Origin of the sequence: Flavobacterium sp. (assembly GCF_043773265.1) — a bacterium.
Classification (GTDB): Bacteria; Bacteroidota; Bacteroidia; order Flavobacteriales; family Flavobacteriaceae; genus Flavobacterium.
Genome location: NZ_JAYVFH010000045.1, coordinates 1 through 17,921 on the forward strand (window position 1 = coordinate 1; position 17,921 = coordinate 17,921).

The window sequence follows — 17,921 nt, forward strand, 5'->3', positions numbered from 1 at the left end:
GTTAGAGGTTGGTGTTCCTGGTTCTAAAACAATTTTTCCGCCTTTCCATTTATCTGCAATAGGCACAACTTGACTAATATCACTCCATTTTTGCAATAAGTTTTTCAATGTTTTTTCAACTTCATAAAAACTAACTGTATCTACTTCACCATCAACTGCTTCAATAATTTCAAATGTACTGTCAACGTCTATAGTTTCCAATCCGCTTTCTATAAAAGTTACCCAATAATGTTTAGAGGTTACATTGGTTACAACTCCAAGTCCAAATTCTGAGTGTTTTATTCTTGATCCAATTCCTAGTATGTTCATGATTTTATTTTATTAAATAAGTTATTTTATTTTTTTCTATTGAATCAAATGTTTTCAAAACAACATAATACCAATTCTCCTCTGGAATATCAACTATAAAAATTTCGTCTTTTTTGTGTTTTTTTATTTCATCTTCAAATATTTTTACCATTTGTCCTTCTTCAAACCAACCTAAATCACCATCTTTATTGCCATCCATAGTATATTTATTTGCTAAAATTGAAAATGAACTTCCATTTTTATAATCTAAAATTATAGTTTTTCTAATTTTATTAATATCAAGTACATTCATTTTTGAACCATCTAAAAAAACATAACTTACTCTCATTGAACTTGATTTGGAAATATCAATCACTTTACTTTTAGATGTGCTAAGTTTATTTTTATAATAACTTATACTATCGTTATTTGTAAATATTTCTTCTAATTTTGGTGCTTTATTATTATAATTTATAAATATGCTTGTAGCTTCTTCTTCACTAATTCCTTCTTTCATTGGAGGAATATTATCTCTATAATTTTGAATATACTCTTCGGCTCCTTTAATAGTATTAATATCTTCAAATTTTTGAGAAAATGAATTGAAAAAATTAAATATTACAATAAGTAAAACCATTTTATTTTTTAAAAACATACTTTTTTTATTTTTCTTCAAATATAAAAATCTTTAACAAATTCTTCTAATCTGAGTAACTGAAATTTCCTTTCAAAATTGTACTTTTGCATTTGGCTTATTTTTTTCAAATGATACAGCCTACATTTTACATTATACAATAAAAAAATGTTAGAAAACAACAATACTATTGAAGTTTTAGGTGCAAGAGTTCACAATCTCAAAAATATAGATATTTCCATTCCAAGAGAAAAACTGGTAGTTATTACTGGACTTTCAGGATTTATAAAGATTTTTCTATAAAATCTAATTTAATGAGTTCCCAGTTTTTAGATAGCATACAATTGGGCTCGAAATCTAAATCTGCAGCAGTAAAATCGATGAACATTTGCCTTATTTTTGAATGATCATCATTATATGGATAGCGTTTTTGAAAGTACGAAATCATTTCATCAAGTGGTATTCTTTCTAAGAAATAATGTAAATCCCAAAAATCTTTTTTTCTACCACCACGCAATACAATATCCAGTTTCATTGCAATAATTTCTTCAATAGAAGCCATTCGAATTTCATCCACAATGAGTTCTTCAAAAACATAATTATCGGTGTAATATAAATCCAATTTTATACAATCTTTTTCAGAATAACCAATTTTAAAATAAGTTCCAAAAGCCACAATATCTATGGGACTTGAACTATAAAAAGCAAATTTATTTTTCAGAAAATTTTTGATACGATCAAAATCAATAGATCCATAATCTGCATCGCTAAACATATCGATATCAACCGACATCCTGTGTCCAATTTGCAAACTCAAAGCCGTTCCGCCAACTAATCTGAAAGTCGAAAAAATTTCTTCCTGCATCAAATCCAGTAGAATCTCTTTGAGTAAAGGCGACACCGTGTTCCAATGTAAATTTTCCAAAATAGATTACAATTGATGTTTTAATAATTTAACTTTTTCTACAACATCTTCTCCATAAAAACGGGTAATTTCATCTTTTTCTTCTTTCGTTCCTCTTGAAAAAACACGTTTAATTACCGCTACCTTCATTTGTTGCCAATCTATTTTGTCAAAAGTCGTATCCCAAAACAAAACTTTGCTCAATTTTGAAATATCGGGTTTTAAACTATTTTTTTTCTTGGCTTGCTTTACATCATAGAAAACTTGCAAGGTCATCAAAAAACCATCTTCTAGTTGCAATTTCTCTTCTATTTTAAGTGATAATTCCACATTCATTTTTCGGCTGCCGTTAATAATAGCTCCTAATGTTTGAGGATGTTCTCCAATAGCAATAGCAAATTGCCTTTTGTTGATTTTCTGTTTCAACAATTCTCGTTCCACGAATTTTCCTGGATGAACCCCTTTTATGATTTCAAGTGTAGTTTGCATACCACAAATATAAACAAAATTGTTTACATAACTCCAAAAATCAAATTTTGGAGAATTCTAAAACCTAACCCGAGCTTTTGCGAATTGGCGTTGCAAACCTAAATTCAATTGTTGTAACTTTGCATTTTGTTTAAAATTATGTTAGAAAACAACAATACTATTGAAGTATTAGGAGCGAGAGTTCATAATCTCAAAAATATAGATATTTCCATACCAAGAGAAAAATTGGTAGTTATTACTGGACTTTCTGGTTCTGGAAAATCATCTTTGGCATTTGATACTATTTATGCCGAAGGTCAACGCCGTTATATCGAAACTTTTTCGGCTTATGCCAGACAGTTTCTTGGCGGATTAGAGCGACCAGATGTGGATAAAATTGATGGACTTTCGCCAGTAATCGCAATTGAACAAAAAACTACAAGCAAATCGCCACGTTCAACAGTTGGAACCATTACCGAAATTTATGATTTTCTTAGATTATTATTTGCTCGTGCTGCCGATGCTTACAGTTTCAATACTGGCGAAAAAATGGTTTCCTATTCTGATGATCAAATAAAAGATCTAATTAAAGAAAATTTTATTAGCAAGCGAATAAATGTTTTGGCGCCAATTATTCGAGCAAGGAAAGGTCATTATGCCGAATTATTTCAACAAATTGCCAAACAAGGTTTTGTAAAAGTTCGTGTAAACGGAAAAATTGTAGACATTACAACTGGAATGAAATTGGACAGATACAAAACCCACGATATCGAAATTGTAATTGACAGATTGCAAGTCGAAAATGATGAAGATACTAATAAACGATTGGCAGAAAGTATAAAAACGGCAATGTATCATGGCGAAAATGTGATGATGGTTATTGAACATGAAAGTGATGATGTTCGTTTTTTTAGTAGAACGTTAATGTGTCCAACAACTGGAATTTCGTATCAAAATCCAGAACCAAATTTATTTTCTTTCAATTCTCCAAAAGGTGCATGCGATCATTGTAACGGATTGGGAATTGTAAACGAAATTAACAGAAAAAAAATAATTCCAAATCCTAAATTATCAATAAATAAAGGTGGATTTGCTCCACTTGGCGAATATAAAAGTTCTTGGATGTTCAAGCAATTGGAACTTATTGGTGAAAAATATGATTTCAAATTGACTGATCCAATTGAAAAAATTTCTGATGAAGCAATGGAAATGATTTTGAATGGTGGAAATGAAAAATTCTCGGTTGTTTCAAAATCTGCTGGCGTTACCAAAGAATATAAAATAGATTTTGAAGGAATTTCTAAATTTATAAAAAACCAATTTGACGAAAGTACTTCAACTGCCATAAAACGTTGGGCAAAAGAATTTATGGACGAAATAAATTGTCCTGTTTGCGATGGTTCTCGATTAAAAAAAGAATCTCTTTTCTTTAAAATTGATAATCAAAATATTGCTCAATTATCAGCAATGGATATTTCAGAATTAACAGTTTGGTTTAAAGAATTACCACCAAAATTATCTGAAAAGCAAACAACAATTGCCACTGAAATTCTAAAAGAAATTAATGACAGATTAAAGTTTTTAATTGATGTTGGACTAAATTATTTGGCATTAAGCCGAAGTTCAAAATCACTTTCTGGTGGCGAAGCGCAACGTATTCGTTTGGCTACACAAATTGGCTCGCAACTGGTTGGAGTTCTTTATATTCTGGACGAACCAAGTATTGGATTACACCAACGTGATAATGAACGATTGATAAATTCTTTGAAAAATCTTCGTGATATTGGCAACTCCGTTTTAGTTGTAGAACACGATAAAGATATGATTGAAAGTGCCGATTATGTTATTGATATTGGACCGAAAGCTGGAAAATATGGTGGAAACATTATCAGTAAAGGAACTCCAAAAGAATTATTGAAAGAAGATACAATTACTGCTCAATATCTTAACGGAAAAATGAAATTTGACATTCCTAAAAAGCGTAGAGAAGGCAACGGAAAATTTATAAAACTAATTGGCGCAACTGGAAATAATCTTAAAAATGTAACGGTAGAATTTCCGTTAGGAAAATTAATTGGAGTAACTGGAGTTTCTGGAAGCGGAAAATCAACTTTGATAAATGAAACGCTTTATCCAATATTAAATGCACATATTTTTAATGGTGTAAAAAAACCAATGCCTTATAAAAAAATTGAAGGTTTAGAACACATTGACAAAGTAATTGATATTGATCAAAGTCCGATTGGAAGAACGCCAAGAAGTAATCCTGCAACGTATACTGACATTTTTAGCGAAGTTAGAAACCTATTTACAATGACTCCAGAAGCCATGATTCGTGGTTATAAAGCTGGACGATTTAGTTTTAATGTAAAAGGTGGACGATGTGAAACTTGCGAAGGTTCTGGAGTAAGAACAATTGAAATGAGCTTTTTGCCAGATGTTTATGTAGAATGTGAAACCTGTCTTGGAAAACGTTTTAACAGAGAAACACTGGAAATTAGATTTAAAGGAAAATCAATTTCAGATATTTTAAACATGACAATTGATGAAGCGGTTCCGTTTTTTGAAAATATTCCTAAAATTCAACGAAAAGTAAAAACCTTGCAAGATGTTGGTTTGGGTTACATAACTCTTGGTCAACAAAGTACAACGCTTTCTGGTGGTGAAGCACAGCGTATAAAATTATCGGCAGAATTGTCTAAAAAAGATACAGGAAACACTTTTTACATAATGGATGAACCCACAACTGGTTTGCATTTTGAAGACATTAGAGTTTTAATGGATGTAATAAACAGATTGGTTGACAAAGGAAATACGGTTTTAATTATTGAACACAATCTTGACGTAATAAAACTTGCCGATTATATTATTGATGTTGGTTTGGAAGGTGGAAAAGGTGGCGGAGAAATTATTTGCAAAGGAACGCCAGAAGAAATTGTGAAGAATAAAAAAAGTTATACGGCTCAGTTTTTGAAAAAAGAGTTGGTTTAATAAATAGTTATCATGAAAAATCAAATTGAAATTATTACAGATAGACTAGTTTTAAAATCTATAACACCTGAAATTATTCACGAATTATTCAATACCAAAACTAAAGAAGAAATTATAAACTATTTTGGTTATGATGAAAATGGTTATGAACATAGTAAAAAAATGCACGAAAAAGGAATGGAATCTTTTAGAGTTTCATCATTTTCTTTTTTAATATTTGATAAACAAACCAATTTACCTATTGGTGAATGTGGTTATCATTCTTGGAATGAAGCCCATAAAAGAGCAGAAGTATTTTACAATATGCTACACGAAAAAGATAAGCAAAAAGGATTAATGACCGAAGCATTAAAAAGTGTTTTAAATTATGGTTTTACTGAATTAAATCTTCATAGAATTCAAGCATTGGTTGCGTCAGAAAATGTTCCTTCAATAAAATTATTATTGCATTATGGTTTTGTAAAAGAAGGAACTATGAGAGAAGATTATGTTGTAAATGGAAAAAATGAAGATTCTGTTTGCTATTCTTTGTTAAAATGGGAATGGAAAGATTAAAAATTATATTTGGTGTTAGAAATTATATCCATAATGTTAAAAAGGATTACTTTAGCACGTTTTTTTAAATCAAAAAGTAATAAAAATAATTCCTAAATAATAAAAAAAACAAAAAATATGAAATTTGAAGAATTTGCAAACGAAGACGATTTAATAAAAGATAAATTACAACAAAAAACTTGGAACGAAATACGAAGTAATGACTCGTGGGCAATTTTCAAAATCATGTCAGAATTCGTAAACGGTTACGAAACTATGGCAAGAATTGGACCTTGTGTTTCGATTTTTGGTTCGGCAAGAACAAAACCAGACAATAAATATTATTTACTAGCAGAAAAAATTGCTTTCAAAATCAGTAAAGCTGGTTACGGAGTTATAACTGGTGGTGGACCAGGAATTATGGAAGCTGGAAATAAAGGCGCACATTCTGGTGGCGGAACTTCGGTAGGGTTAAATATTGAATTACCATTTGAACAACATTATAATCCATATATTGATAAAGACAAAAACCTAAATTTTGATTACTTTTTTGTTCGTAAAGTTATGTTTATCAAGTATTCACAAGGATTTGTAGTTATGCCTGGAGGTTTTGGTACACTTGATGAAATGTTTGAAGCCATAACACTTATTCAAACAAAGAAAATTGGAAAATTTCCTATTATTTTGGTTGGTTCACACTATTGGTCAGGACTTATGGATTGGGTTAAAAACGTAATGATTTCCGAAGAACATAACGCAAATATAGAAGATTTAAACCTTATAAAAATTGTAGATACCGAAGATGAAGTGGTTGAAGCATTAGATAATTTCTATAAAAAATATAATTTAAGTCCAAATTTCTAACTTAAATTCCAAATTTCAATAATAACATTTTTGGAATTTGGAATTTGAATTTTTGATAATTTCACATTTTATGTTCTTTAACTCATTTCATTTTGCACTATTTCTCCCAATAGTTTTTATACTATATTGGTTTGTAGGTAATAAATCAAAAATCAATCAAAACTATATTTTAATTTTAGCGAGTTATTATTTTTATGCCTGTTGGGATTGGAGGTTTTTATTTTTATTGGTGTTTTCAACTTTATTAGACTACGTTTCGGCAATGAAAATTGAAGAAAGCACCACACAATCTGAACGAAAAATGTGGCTTTGGGTTTGCATTTCAATCAATTTAGGATTTCTTGGAATATTTAAATACTATAATTTTTTCGCAACATCATTTTCAGAAATGCTTCATTCATTTGGAGTAACTGCAAGTCCAATATTATTAAAATTAATTCTTCCTGTTGGTATTTCATTTTATACTTTTCATGGATTATCTTATATTATTGACATTTATTACAAAAGAATAAAATCAGAAAAAAATTTTGTTGATTATTCTTTATTTGTAAGCTATTTTCCACTACTAGTCGCTGGCCCAATTGAACGTGCCACTCACCTATTACCGCAAATTAAAGTAAGAAGAAAGTTTAATCTTGAAAAAGCCAAAGAAGGAATTTATCAAATAATTTGGGGTTTAGTAAAGAAAATTGTCATTGCCGATTCTTGTGCTGTTTATGCCAACGAAATTTTCAATAATTACACTACAATGAATTCATTATCATTAGTTTTAGGTGCATTTTATTTTGCATTTCAAATTTATGGTGACTTTTCTGGATATTCGGATATTGCTCTTGGAACATCCAAATTATTTGGAATTGACTTATTGAAAAATTTCAATTATCCTTATTTTTCTAGAGATATTGCAGAGTTTTGGCGCAAATGGCACATTTCACTTTCCTCATGGTTTCGTGATTATTTATACATTCCGCTTGGAGGAAGCAACGGAAGTTTGTGGTTTAAAATTAGAAATACATTTATAATATTTTTAGTTAGCGGATTTTGGCATGGTGCAAACATGACCTATATTGCTTGGGGTTTTATTAATGCGTTATATTTTCTTCCACTATTATTATTGAAAAGAAATAGAAAAAATGTTGATGGTTTTTTGTTAAAATTTAATTTTGAATCTATTAAAACAATTTTAAATATTTTAATTACTTTTTCAATTACATGTTTTGCTTGGATATTTTTTAGGTCAAAAACAATAACTGATGCCATATATTACATTAAGAGAATGTTTTCTGATTTAAATTTTTCTGAACAATATTTTAAAATAGAAAGATATAATTATGATTTAATAATTTTAGTATTATTATTTATCATTGTAGAATGGAATAGTAGAACTAAAATTGAACCCATTTCTGGCAAATATAGTTGGATAAAACTAGCTTTATGCTTGGCTGCAATACTAGCATTAGGCGTTTTCTCAGATTATAAAGAATTTATTTATTTTCAATTCTAATGAAAAAGTTTATTCAATTTATTTTTAAAATTATAGCAATTCTAATTCTAACATTGGTTTTGCTAGATGTTTTATACACAGTAATTTATTTAAATTCTAACTCAAGAACAAAGATCGATTATTTATACAATTCTAAAGATAAAAATTATGATGTTGTTTTTCTTGGATCATCAAGAGTTAACAATCATTTTGTTCCAAAAATATTCAATGATTATGGATACAAGACTTTCAATTTTGGTTTAACGCGTTCAAGATTAGAAGAATCTTCATTAATGCTGAAAATGATGGTTGAACGAAATTATAAAATCAAAAATCTAATTTTGCAAGTTGATTTAAACATCAATACCAATGATCATTCAGAAGCGATTAGATCATTATTTATGCCTTATTTGCAACAATCAAAAACTATTAGAAATCATTATAAAAACATTTCAGAATACAATCAATTGCTGTATGTTCCTTTTTACAGATATATGAATTATGATGCTCGAATTGGATTTAAAGAAGCTTTTAATACTGCAATTCATAAAAAAACAAATGCATTAGATAATGATGGTTATTATCCATTAATGAAAAATCAGAAGAAATTAATTCCGGCTGATTTATCAAAATACTATCCTAAAAAGAATAAAGCTTATGAAGAAATTAAGATAATTTGCAAAAAGAATAATATAAATTTGATTGCAATAACAACTCCAATGTGCAAAAGCACTATTAATAGGGAATATTTTGACCAAATAAAACTAATATATCCAGAAATTCGTAATTTTGAAAATGCAGTAACCGATGATAAATATTTTGCATCTTGTGGACATTTAAATAATAAAGGTGCAATTGAATTTACAAAAGTAATATTTTCAAGCTATTTTAAACCCAAAGAAACCCATTGAAAAAAATTACCTACATATTCTTTTTGTTCTGTTTCGCTTCCTATTCGCAGCATCATTCTAAAATGAATGTTGAAATTGATATAGAAAAAAAAACCTTAAACGTTTATCAAGAATTAACATTCAGTAATGAATCTAATGACAGTCTTAGCACTATTGTTTTAAACGATTGGAACAATTCATATTCAGATAAAAACACACCTTTGGCAAAACGTTTTTCTGATGAGTTTGTTAGAAATTTTCATTTAGCTTCAGATAAAGAAAGAGGAAGCACAAATAACATAACATTTATTGATGAAAACAAGTCTATTTTATCTTGGATTAGAAGTAGTAAGCATCCAGATTTAATAGAAATTCAATTAAAAAATAAATTACTTCCTTACCAAAAAATTAAACTTTTCATATCATATATATTAAAAATTCCGAGTGATAAATATACCAAATATGGATATGCCGAAAATGGAAATTTTAATTTAAAAAATTGGTTTTTAACACCTTCACGTTATGAAAACAATGACTTTATTAGAAACAGTAATGCCAACTTAGATGATATTACAAATTCATCATCCAACTTCGAAATAGAGTTTAAAGTTCCTGATGGATATACAATTATTACTGAATTAAACACTTTAAAAGTTGAAAATAATACACACTATTTAATTGGAAAAAACAGAATCGATTTTTCATTATTTTTAGAAAAAAACATCACTTTTTCTAGCTATAAAAATAAAAATATAAATGTATTCTGCAATTTAAAAGAAGGCAGATTAGACAATATTCAAAAAGCAATGGCCATTGACAAAGTGGTAAATTATGTAACACAAAATATTGGAACATATCCAAACGAAAACATTACTGTTTCTCAAGCAGATTATGAGCGAAATCCGTTTTATGGATTAAATCAGTTACCAACATTTATTAGTCCTTTTGAAGATAGTTTCATATTTGAATTAAAATTTTTAAAAACCTATTTAAACAATTATCTGCGAAATACTTTGCAAATAGATTCACGAAAAGACAATTGGATAATTGATGGTATTCAAATCTATAATATGATGAAATATATTGATGAATATTATCCAAATGCAAAAATGATGGGTAGTGTTGCAAAGTTAAAACTACTTCGTGGTTACCATCTTGTATCTTTAGATTTTAATGAACAATACAGCTACTTTTATATGCTAATGGCTCGAAAAAACCTAGATCAACCACTTGGTGATTCCAAAACAACTTTGATAAAATTTAACGAAAAAATTGCGTCAAAATATAGAGCTGGTTTAAGCTTGAAATACCTTGACAGTTACTTAGAAAACGAAATTGTACCCAATAGTATTAAATCATTTTATGAATTAAATAAAGTAAAACAAACTACAAGAAAAGATTTTGAAAACAGTATAACTTCAAATTCAAATAAAAATGTTGATTGGTATTTTAAGACAATTATTGATTCGAGAGAAATTATAGATTATAAATTTGATAGATTATCAAAAACTAAAGACAGTATCTCATTTTCATTAACCAATAAAACAGATACCCATGTACCGATACCAATATATGGTTTAAAGAATAATAAAATTGTTTTTAAAAAATGGATTGATAAAATAAAAAAAGATAGTATTTATACTTTTGAAAGAAATAATGCTGATAAAATTGTCATAAATTATAAAAACGAAGTTCCCGAATTTAATTTACGAAACAATTGGAAATCATTAAAACCATTAAAAATTTTAAATAAACCATTAAAATTTAACTTCATGAAGGATTTAGAAGATCCTTATTATAATCAAATTTTATATGTACCTACATTGCAATTTAATATTTATGATGGCTTCCTACCGGGAATGAGATTACACAATAAAACAATACTTGATAAGCCATTTAATTTCGATATTAATCCCACTTTTTCAACTAAAACTAGTAATTTATCTGGATCTGGTTTTGTTGCTGTAAATCAATATAATAGAGATAAAAAATTATTCCTAATTAGATATTCATTAAGTGGTTCAATATTTCACTATGCTCAAGATGCTTTTTATACAAAATTAAATCCATCTGTAACTTTAAGAATTAGAGAAAACAACCTTCGCGACAACAGAGTTCAATCTTTATTGTTTAGACAAGTTACAGTAAATAGAGAAAAGTCTAATTTTGTTGCCATTGATAATACAGAGCAAAACTATTCTATTTTTAATTTTAAATATCTCAATAATAAAACCGAAGCCACTAACCATATTAGTTTTCAAACAGACTTTGAAGCTTCAAATAAATTTGGAAAATTAGCAGCACAAGTTGAATACAGAAAACTATTTAATAATAACCGACAAATAAATTTAAGATTATATGCTGGTAGTTTTTTATATAAAAATACTAATTCAGAGTTTTTTAGTTTCGGAATTGACAGACCAACTGATTATTTATTTGATTATGATTATCTTGGAAGGTCAGAAAGCACAGGTATTTTTAGCCAACAAATTATTATTGCCGAAGGTGGTTTTAAATCGATATTACAATCAAGATATGCCAATAAATGGATAGCAACTTTAAATTCTGGTTTTAGTGTTTGGAACTGGATTGAAGTTTATGGTGATATTGGAATTGTAAAAAATAAATTTGTAAAAGAAAAATTCATTTATGATTCTGGAATTCGACTTAATCTAGTAACCGATTTTTTTGAACTTTATTTACCAGTATATTCTAGCAATGGTTGGGAAATTGCACAACCAAACTATGGAGAAAAAATAAGGTTTGTAGTCACTTTTTCACCTAAAACATTAACCAAGCTTTTTACACGAAAATGGTTCTAATTGTTATTAAAACTAAGTTGTTTTTGAATTTTTAAAGCAAATCATAGCTTTTTCATGAATTAAAATCAACTATACAACAAAAAAGCATCATTTAATTATCAATACTTGAATAATATTTTTCGTTATAAATGAAAAAATTACTACTTTTTTATTAAATTTGTTGATTAAGAAGATTTTTAATTATGACCGAAACACAAAACAAAGTCGAAATTACTTTTGAAGATTTCAAAACCGAAGTTTTAAACGATTATAAAATTGCAACTATAAGTAGAGAATGTAGTTTACTTGGACGACGTGAAGTGCTAACAGGAAAAGCAAAATTCGGAATCTTTGGTGACGGAAAAGAAGTGCCACAACTTGCCTTGGCAAAAGCATTTAAAAATGGTGATTTTCGTTCTGGTTATTATCGCGACCAAACTTTTATGATGGCAATTGGAGCCATGAATATTGAGCAATTTTTTGCCGGATTATATGGCCATACCGATATAAATTTTGATCCAATGAGTGCTGGAAGACAAATGGGAGGACATTTTGCAACACATTCATTAGACGAAAACGGAAATTGGAAAAACCTAACTCAACAAAAAAATTCTAGCGCAGATATTTCTCCAACTGCTGGACAAATGCCTCGCCTTTTGGGTTTAGCACAAGCTTCTAAAATTTATAGAACTGTTTCTGGAATAAATCAAACTAACTTTTCTGATAAAGGAAACGAAATTGCTTGGGGAACAATTGGAAATGCTTCAACATCTGAAGGATTGTTTTTTGAAACAATAAATGCAGCTGGAGTTCTTCAAGTGCCAATGGTAATGAGTGTTTGGGATGACGAATATGGAATTTCTGTACATGCAAAACATCAAACTACAAAAGAAAATATATCTGAAATTCTAAAAGGATTTCAACGTGATGAAGAAAATAAAGGATTCGAAATTCTAACAGTAAAAGGTTGGGATTATCCATCTTTGGTTGCAACCTATGAAAAAGCGGCACAAGTTGCTCGTGAAGAACATGTTCCTGTATTAATTCACGTTCAAGAGCTTACACAACCACAAGGACATTCAACCTCTGGAAGTCATGAGCGATACAAAAATGCAGAACGACTTGAATGGGAAGAAAATTTTGATTGTTTACGTCAAATGAAATTATGGTTAATTGATAATAATTTAGCATCAACAAAAGAATTAGACGAAATTGAAAATCAAGCAAAAAAAGATGTTCTAGAAGGTAAAAAAGCAGCTTGGACAGCATTTGTAACTCCAAAGAAAGAGGAGCAAAAGGAATTAGTTGATTTATTAAATAGTATTGCTACTTCAAGTGAAAATAAAATTTTTATTGAAAAAATTGCTTCCGATTTAGCTTCAATAAAAGAACCTATTAGAAAAGACATTTTAGTTTCAGCTCGTAAAACACTTCGTTTAGTTGTTGATATAGAAACACATCATGAAAAGTCAAGTAAACAATTATTATCAGAATGGATTTTAGAATATACTGATAAAATTCAACCTAAGTTCAGTTCACATTTATTTTCACAATCTGAAAAAAATATATTAAATTCCAAAGAAGTTGCTCCTAATTATATTGATGGTGCAGAAGAAGTTGATGCTCGCTTAGTTTTAAGAGATAACTTTGATGCCATTTTTACTAAATATCCTGAGTCGTTAATATTTGGAGAAGATGCAGGAAATATTGGTGATGTAAATCAAGGATTAGAAGGAATGCAAGAAAAATATGGCGAACTTCGTGTTGCCGATGTTGGAATTCGTGAAGCAAGTATAATTGGTCAAGGAATTGGAATGGCAATGCGTGGTTTACGTCCAATTGCTGAAATTCAGTATTTAGATTATCTTTTATATGCAATTCAAATCATGAGTGATGATTTAGCAACATTACAGTATAGAACTGCTGGAAGACAAAAATCACCATTAATTATTAGAACTCGTGGTCACAGATTAGAAGGAATTTGGCATTCTGGATCGCCAATGGGAATGATAATAAATGCTATTAGAGGTATTCATGTATTGGTACCAAGAAATATGACAAAAGCCGCAGGATTTTACAATACTTTATTAGAAAAAGACGAACCAGCATTAGTAATTGAATGTTTAAATGGATATAGATTAAAAGAAAAAATGCCTACCAATTTAGGAGAATTTAAAACCCAAATTGGCGTAGTAGAAACTATTAAAGAAGGAAAAGATATTACTTTGGTTTCTTATGGTTCAACATTGCGTTTAGTAGAAATTGCTGCTAAAGAATTAGAAACTGTTGGAATTAGCTGTGAAGTAATTGATATACAATCGTTATTGCCATTTGATATAAATCATGATATTGTAAAAAGTATTGCTAAAACCAACCGCCTTCTCGTTATTGACGAAGATGTTCCTGGTGGAGCAAGTGCTTATATTTTGCAAGAAATTTTAGAAGTTCAAAATGCTTACAAATATTTAGATTCTGCACCACAAACACTTGCCTCAAAACCACACAGACCAGCTTATGGAACTGATGGTGATTATTTTTCAAAACCATCGATTGAAGATATTTATGAAAAAGTTTATGCTATAATGAGTGAATCTAAACCAAATGTTTTTCCTAGTTTGTATTAATCATTAAACATATTAAATTTCAAAACCCTTTAATTAATTTTAAATTAAAGGGTTTTGCACTAGTTGATAAAAAAGCTATAATCAATTTAAGAATACATCTTCTTTCTCAATTCTTGAACGCCTTCATTATCAAGATAATCATCAAATGTCATGTACCTATCAATTACACCTTTTGGAGTAATTTCTAAAACTCTGTTTCCAACTGTTTGAGCAAATTCGTGATCGTGAGTTGTTATTAAAACCGAACCTTTAAAGTTTTTTAAAGAATTATTAAATGCAGTTATCGACTCTAAATCTAAGTGATTTGTTGGTTCATCTAGCATTAAAACATTGGCACGAATCATCATCATTCTTGATAACATACAACGCACTTTTTCTCCTCCAGAAAGTACTGTACATTTTTTTAATGCTTCTTCTCCAGAGAAAATCATTTTTCCAAGAAAACCACGAACGTAAACTTCATCGCGTTCTTCTTCTGTTTTTACAAATTGACGCAACCAATCAACAAGATTCAAACTTCCATCTGTAAAGAAGTTACTGTTATCATTAGGTAAATAAGATTGATTTGTAGTAATTCCCCAATCAAAAGTTCCTGCATCGGCAACTTGATTACCATTTAATATTTCATAAAAAGCTGTTGTAGCTCTAGAATCTTTAGAGAAAACTACTATTTTATCGCCTTTTGCCATATTCAAATCTACATTTTTAAACAAAACTTCTCCATCTATTGATGCAGCTAGATTTTCTACATGTAAAATTTGATCTCCAGCTTCTCTTTCAACATCAAAAATAATGGCAGGATAACGACGACTAGAAGGACGAATTTCATCCAAATTTAATTTGTCAATCATTTTTTTACGAGAAGTTGCTTGTTTAGATTTGGCAACATTGGCACTAAAACGACGAATAAATTCTTCCAATTCGGCTTTCTTTTCTTCGGCTTTCTTATTTTGTTGTGCTTTTTGTTTTGCTGCTAACTGACTAGATTCATACCAAAAGGTGTAATTTCCAGAAAAGTGATTAATTTTAGAAAAATCAATATCAGAAATATGAGTACAAACTGAGTCTAAAAAGTGTCTGTCGTGTGAAACTACAATAACTGTATTTTCATAGTTTGCCAAGAAATTTTCAAGCCAAGTAATGGTTTCAAAATCTAAATCATTTGTTGGCTCATCCATAATTAATACGTCAGGATTTCCAAATAAAGCTTGTGCAAGAAGCACACGAACTTTTAATTTTCCGTCCAAATCAGCCATTAAAGTATAGTGAAATTCTTCAGTAATACCAAGATTAGAAAGCATTGAAGCTGCTGCAGAATCGGCATTCCAACCGTTCATTTCTTCAAATTTTACTTGCAACTCTCCTATTCTATCTACTTTATCATCAGTATAATCGGCATACAAAGCATCCATTTCTTGCTTAATTGCAAATAAAACTTTGTTACCCATCAATACAGTTTCTAAAACGGTATGCTCGTCAAACACATTGTGATTTTGGTTTAAAACCGACATACGTTTTCCTGGTTCAAGATGAATATGACCAGATGTTGGATCAAATTCGCCTGATAAAATCTTTAAAAAAGTAGATTTTCCTGCGCCATTTGCACCAATAATTCCGTAGCAATTGCCTTGTGTAAAGGTTGTATTTACATCGTCAAATAATATTCTTTTACCAAATTGAACCGACAAATTAGAAACTGATAACATATAAAATAATTAGTATTAAATTTTGTGCAAAAGTAGTGAAAAGTGTTCAGCTAATTGGCATGTAATACAGCAAATTTGAAAGTAATTTTAAATCATATATTGTTTCAGTTTTTTTAATTTAATAAGTTTTATTTAACTAATGATTAACAAAATTTTCTAATACAACACAATATATTTGTTTTTAATAGATTATTTATTAATGAACCTATCGCCCAACATAAAATTATTTTTCATTGCTTCCGTTTTATTAACCTTGATGAGTTCTTGCAAAAAGGAATTTTCAGGAAATAATTATGTGGCATATTTTGGTGGAGAAGTTACAAATCCGGTAAATCGTTATGTGCTTTTTTGTAAAAACAATAAAGTTATTGATACAATTAAACTAAAAAATGATAATACTTTCTTTAAAAAATTTGATTCCTTAACTCCTGGATTATACACTTTTAAACACGAACCAGAATACCAATATATTTATTTTGACAAAAATGATAGTTTAATGGTTAATATTAATTCTAAAGATTTTGACGAATCAATTGTTTTTTGTGGTCGAGGTGATGAAAAAAATAATTTTTTAATGGAAATGTATTTAAGAAACGAAAAAGACAGAAACAAAATGTTTGAAGTTTTTGATTATGATTTTGATAAATTTGATAAAACTGTAAATTCAATATATAATAATAATCTAAAATTTTATAATTCAAAGAAAAAAGAAATCGACTGGAACGATGAATTTGATATATATGCCAAAGCTTCATTAGATTTTCCTCATTATACCAAAAAAGAAATTTATCCTTTTGTTCATAAGATGCGAACTGGTAAAGATGTAATCGAAAAACTACCTAAAGACTACTATAGTTTTAGAAGTAAAATAGATTATAATAATGAAGCATTAACAGATTTTTCTCCTTATGTAATGTATCTTAGTCATATGTTAAATAATATGGCCGAGATTAAATATCACAATCATTTATCTAATATTGACTTGTCGTTGAAAAACAATATCAATAAATTGAATGTTGCAGATTCTTTAATAAAAAACGAAAAGGTAAAAAATATGGTTTTAAATTCTATAGCTTTTCAATATCTGTTAGAAGATCAAAATATGGTAAATAATAATTTATTTTTAGATACATATCACAAATTTTCTACTGATAAAAGCCAGAAAAATGAAATAATAAAAATTGGAAACGCCATACAATTATTAAAACCAAACTTTGATTTGCCAGAAATTAATTTAATGGATGTAAATGGTAAGACAGTTTCCTCAGATGATTTAATAAAAACGAATACTGTTTTCTTTTTTTGGACAGAAAGTGCAAATTCACATATGGTTGAAGCACATAAAAAAATATTAGATTTTAAAAAGAAGCATCCGAATTTTGAATTTATAGCAATAAATTTAAATGACACTGAACAAAAATGGAAAGAAACACTTTCTAAATATAACTTTAGCGGAATTCAAGAATACCATTGCATTGATTTTGAAAACATTAAATCAAAATGGGCTATTACAAAAATTCATAGAACAATAGTAATTAATAAAGACAAAAAAATTATTAATGCTTTTACAAATATATTCGATATAAAATTTGAAGAAAACTTGAAATAAGTACAAGATATTATATTGTAAGACTTTATTAAATATAAAAGCCGATTTTCTAACGTAAATCGGCTTTTTGTTTTTTATAATATTTACTTCTTATTTCGTACTTTTTTACTTATTTCCTTTTTCGA

13 protein-coding genes and 1 pseudogene are annotated in these 17,921 nt (G+C 28.6%); 9 read left to right on the top strand and 5 right to left on the bottom strand.

Annotation, left to right across the window (positions count from 1 at the left end; translation table 11 throughout):
- Both ACH2BO_RS02155 and ACH2BO_RS02160 read right to left on the bottom strand, forming a co-directional pair.
- A pseudogene (locus tag ACH2BO_RS02155) lies at window positions 1–309 on the bottom strand (hypothetical protein); the annotation flags it as partial.
- A gap of 4 nt (window positions 310–313) precedes the next feature.
- Window positions 314–925: a peptidylprolyl isomerase gene (locus tag ACH2BO_RS02160; protein ID WP_395043120.1), complete on the bottom strand. Its 612-nt coding sequence runs from the start codon at window positions 923–925 to the stop codon at window positions 314–316.
- Between the two features lie 165 nt (window positions 926–1,090).
- Between ACH2BO_RS02160 and ACH2BO_RS02165 the strand changes: the two genes are divergently transcribed.
- Window positions 1,091–1,225 carry a hypothetical protein gene (locus ACH2BO_RS02165; RefSeq protein ID WP_395043132.1) on the top strand — a complete coding sequence of 45 codons (135 nt, stop codon included), beginning with the start codon at window positions 1,091–1,093 and terminating at the stop codon, window positions 1,223–1,225.
- Here ACH2BO_RS02165 and ACH2BO_RS02170 read toward each other — a convergent pair.
- Together ACH2BO_RS02170 and ACH2BO_RS02175 are read right to left on the bottom strand one after the other, a co-directional pair.
- Window positions 1,206–1,823: a nucleotidyl transferase AbiEii/AbiGii toxin family protein gene (locus ACH2BO_RS02170; RefSeq protein ID WP_395043131.1), complete on the bottom strand. Its 618-nt coding sequence runs from the start codon at window positions 1,821–1,823 to the stop codon at window positions 1,206–1,208. The genes ACH2BO_RS02165 and ACH2BO_RS02170 overlap by 20 nt on opposite strands.
- A gap of 30 nt (window positions 1,824–1,853) precedes the next feature.
- Entirely contained in the window at window positions 1,854–2,315 is a 462-nt protein-coding gene (locus tag ACH2BO_RS02175) for a transcriptional regulator (RefSeq protein ID WP_395043121.1), read from the bottom strand.
- A gap of 138 nt (window positions 2,316–2,453) precedes the next feature.
- On the opposite strand from ACH2BO_RS02175, the gene uvrA reads away from it, so the two are divergent.
- From uvrA to ACH2BO_RS02210, 7 genes are all read left to right on the top strand, one after another.
- Complete coding sequence (gene uvrA, locus ACH2BO_RS02180; protein WP_395043122.1) at window positions 2,454–5,285, top strand: excinuclease ABC subunit UvrA; 2,832 nt, start codon at window positions 2,454–2,456, stop codon at window positions 5,283–5,285.
- A 12-nt stretch (window positions 5,286–5,297) separates the two neighbouring features.
- Window positions 5,298–5,840 (top strand): GNAT family N-acetyltransferase, encoded by a 543-nt coding sequence (locus tag ACH2BO_RS02185; RefSeq protein WP_395043123.1) that lies wholly within the window; start codon window positions 5,298–5,300, stop codon window positions 5,838–5,840.
- A 117-nt stretch (window positions 5,841–5,957) separates the two neighbouring features.
- Window positions 5,958–6,683: a TIGR00730 family Rossman fold protein gene (locus ACH2BO_RS02190; RefSeq protein WP_395043124.1), complete on the top strand. Its 726-nt coding sequence runs from the start codon at window positions 5,958–5,960 to the stop codon at window positions 6,681–6,683.
- 70 nt (window positions 6,684–6,753) lie between these two features.
- Window positions 6,754–8,187, top strand: a complete 1,434-nt coding sequence (locus ACH2BO_RS02195; RefSeq protein ID WP_395043125.1) for an MBOAT family O-acyltransferase — start codon at window positions 6,754–6,756, stop codon at window positions 8,185–8,187.
- A complete protein-coding gene (locus tag ACH2BO_RS02200) occupies window positions 8,187–9,077 on the top strand; it encodes a hypothetical protein (protein ID WP_395043126.1) in 891 nt (296 codons plus the stop codon). The genes ACH2BO_RS02195 and ACH2BO_RS02200 overlap by 1 nt, the downstream gene beginning before the upstream one ends.
- A gap of 62 nt (window positions 9,078–9,139) precedes the next feature.
- Window positions 9,140–11,878: an aminopeptidase gene (locus ACH2BO_RS02205; RefSeq protein WP_395043127.1), complete on the top strand. Its 2,739-nt coding sequence runs from the start codon at window positions 9,140–9,142 to the stop codon at window positions 11,876–11,878.
- Window positions 11,879–12,060: 182 nt separating this feature from the next.
- On the top strand, window positions 12,061–14,481 hold the full coding sequence (locus ACH2BO_RS02210; RefSeq protein WP_395043128.1) for a thiamine pyrophosphate-dependent enzyme: 2,421 nt from the start codon (window positions 12,061–12,063) through the stop codon (window positions 14,479–14,481).
- 86 nt (window positions 14,482–14,567) lie between these two features.
- Here ACH2BO_RS02210 and ACH2BO_RS02215 read toward each other — a convergent pair whose 3' ends face one another.
- Complete coding sequence (locus ACH2BO_RS02215) at window positions 14,568–16,187, bottom strand: ABC-F family ATP-binding cassette domain-containing protein (RefSeq protein WP_395043129.1); 1,620 nt, start codon at window positions 16,185–16,187, stop codon at window positions 14,568–14,570.
- A gap of 199 nt (window positions 16,188–16,386) precedes the next feature.
- Between ACH2BO_RS02215 and ACH2BO_RS02220 the strand changes: the two genes are divergently transcribed.
- Complete coding sequence (locus ACH2BO_RS02220) at window positions 16,387–17,796, top strand: TlpA family protein disulfide reductase (RefSeq protein ID WP_395043130.1); 1,410 nt, start codon at window positions 16,387–16,389, stop codon at window positions 17,794–17,796.
- Window positions 17,797–17,921: the final 125 nt, after the last annotated feature.

What these genes read in the sequence shown, in the direction of transcription:
- ACH2BO_RS02160 (WP_395043120.1), bottom strand. Translation starts at nt 925, where the DNA reads ATGGTTTTACTTATTGTAATATTTAATTTTTTCAATTCATTTTCTCAA.
- ACH2BO_RS02165 (WP_395043132.1), top strand. Translation starts at nt 1,091, where the DNA reads ATGTTAGAAAACAACAATACTATTGAAGTTTTAGGTGCAAGAGTTCAC.
- ACH2BO_RS02175 (WP_395043121.1), bottom strand. Translation starts at nt 2,315, where the DNA reads ATGCAAACTACACTTGAAATCATAAAAGGGGTTCATCCAGGAAAATTC.
- uvrA (WP_395043122.1), top strand. Translation starts at nt 2,454, where the DNA reads ATGTTAGAAAACAACAATACTATTGAAGTATTAGGAGCGAGAGTTCAT.
- ACH2BO_RS02185 (WP_395043123.1), top strand. Translation starts at nt 5,298, where the DNA reads ATGAAAAATCAAATTGAAATTATTACAGATAGACTAGTTTTAAAATCT.
- ACH2BO_RS02190 (WP_395043124.1), top strand. Translation starts at nt 5,958, where the DNA reads ATGAAATTTGAAGAATTTGCAAACGAAGACGATTTAATAAAAGATAAA.
- ACH2BO_RS02195 (WP_395043125.1), top strand. Translation starts at nt 6,754, where the DNA reads ATGTTCTTTAACTCATTTCATTTTGCACTATTTCTCCCAATAGTTTTT.
- ACH2BO_RS02200 (WP_395043126.1), top strand. Translation starts at nt 8,187, where the DNA reads ATGAAAAAGTTTATTCAATTTATTTTTAAAATTATAGCAATTCTAATT.
- ACH2BO_RS02205 (WP_395043127.1), top strand. Translation starts at nt 9,140, where the DNA reads ATGAATGTTGAAATTGATATAGAAAAAAAAACCTTAAACGTTTATCAA.
- ACH2BO_RS02210 (WP_395043128.1), top strand. Translation starts at nt 12,061, where the DNA reads ATGACCGAAACACAAAACAAAGTCGAAATTACTTTTGAAGATTTCAAA.
- ACH2BO_RS02215 (WP_395043129.1), bottom strand. Translation starts at nt 16,187, where the DNA reads ATGTTATCAGTTTCTAATTTGTCGGTTCAATTTGGTAAAAGAATATTA.
- ACH2BO_RS02220 (WP_395043130.1), top strand. Translation starts at nt 16,387, where the DNA reads ATGAACCTATCGCCCAACATAAAATTATTTTTCATTGCTTCCGTTTTA.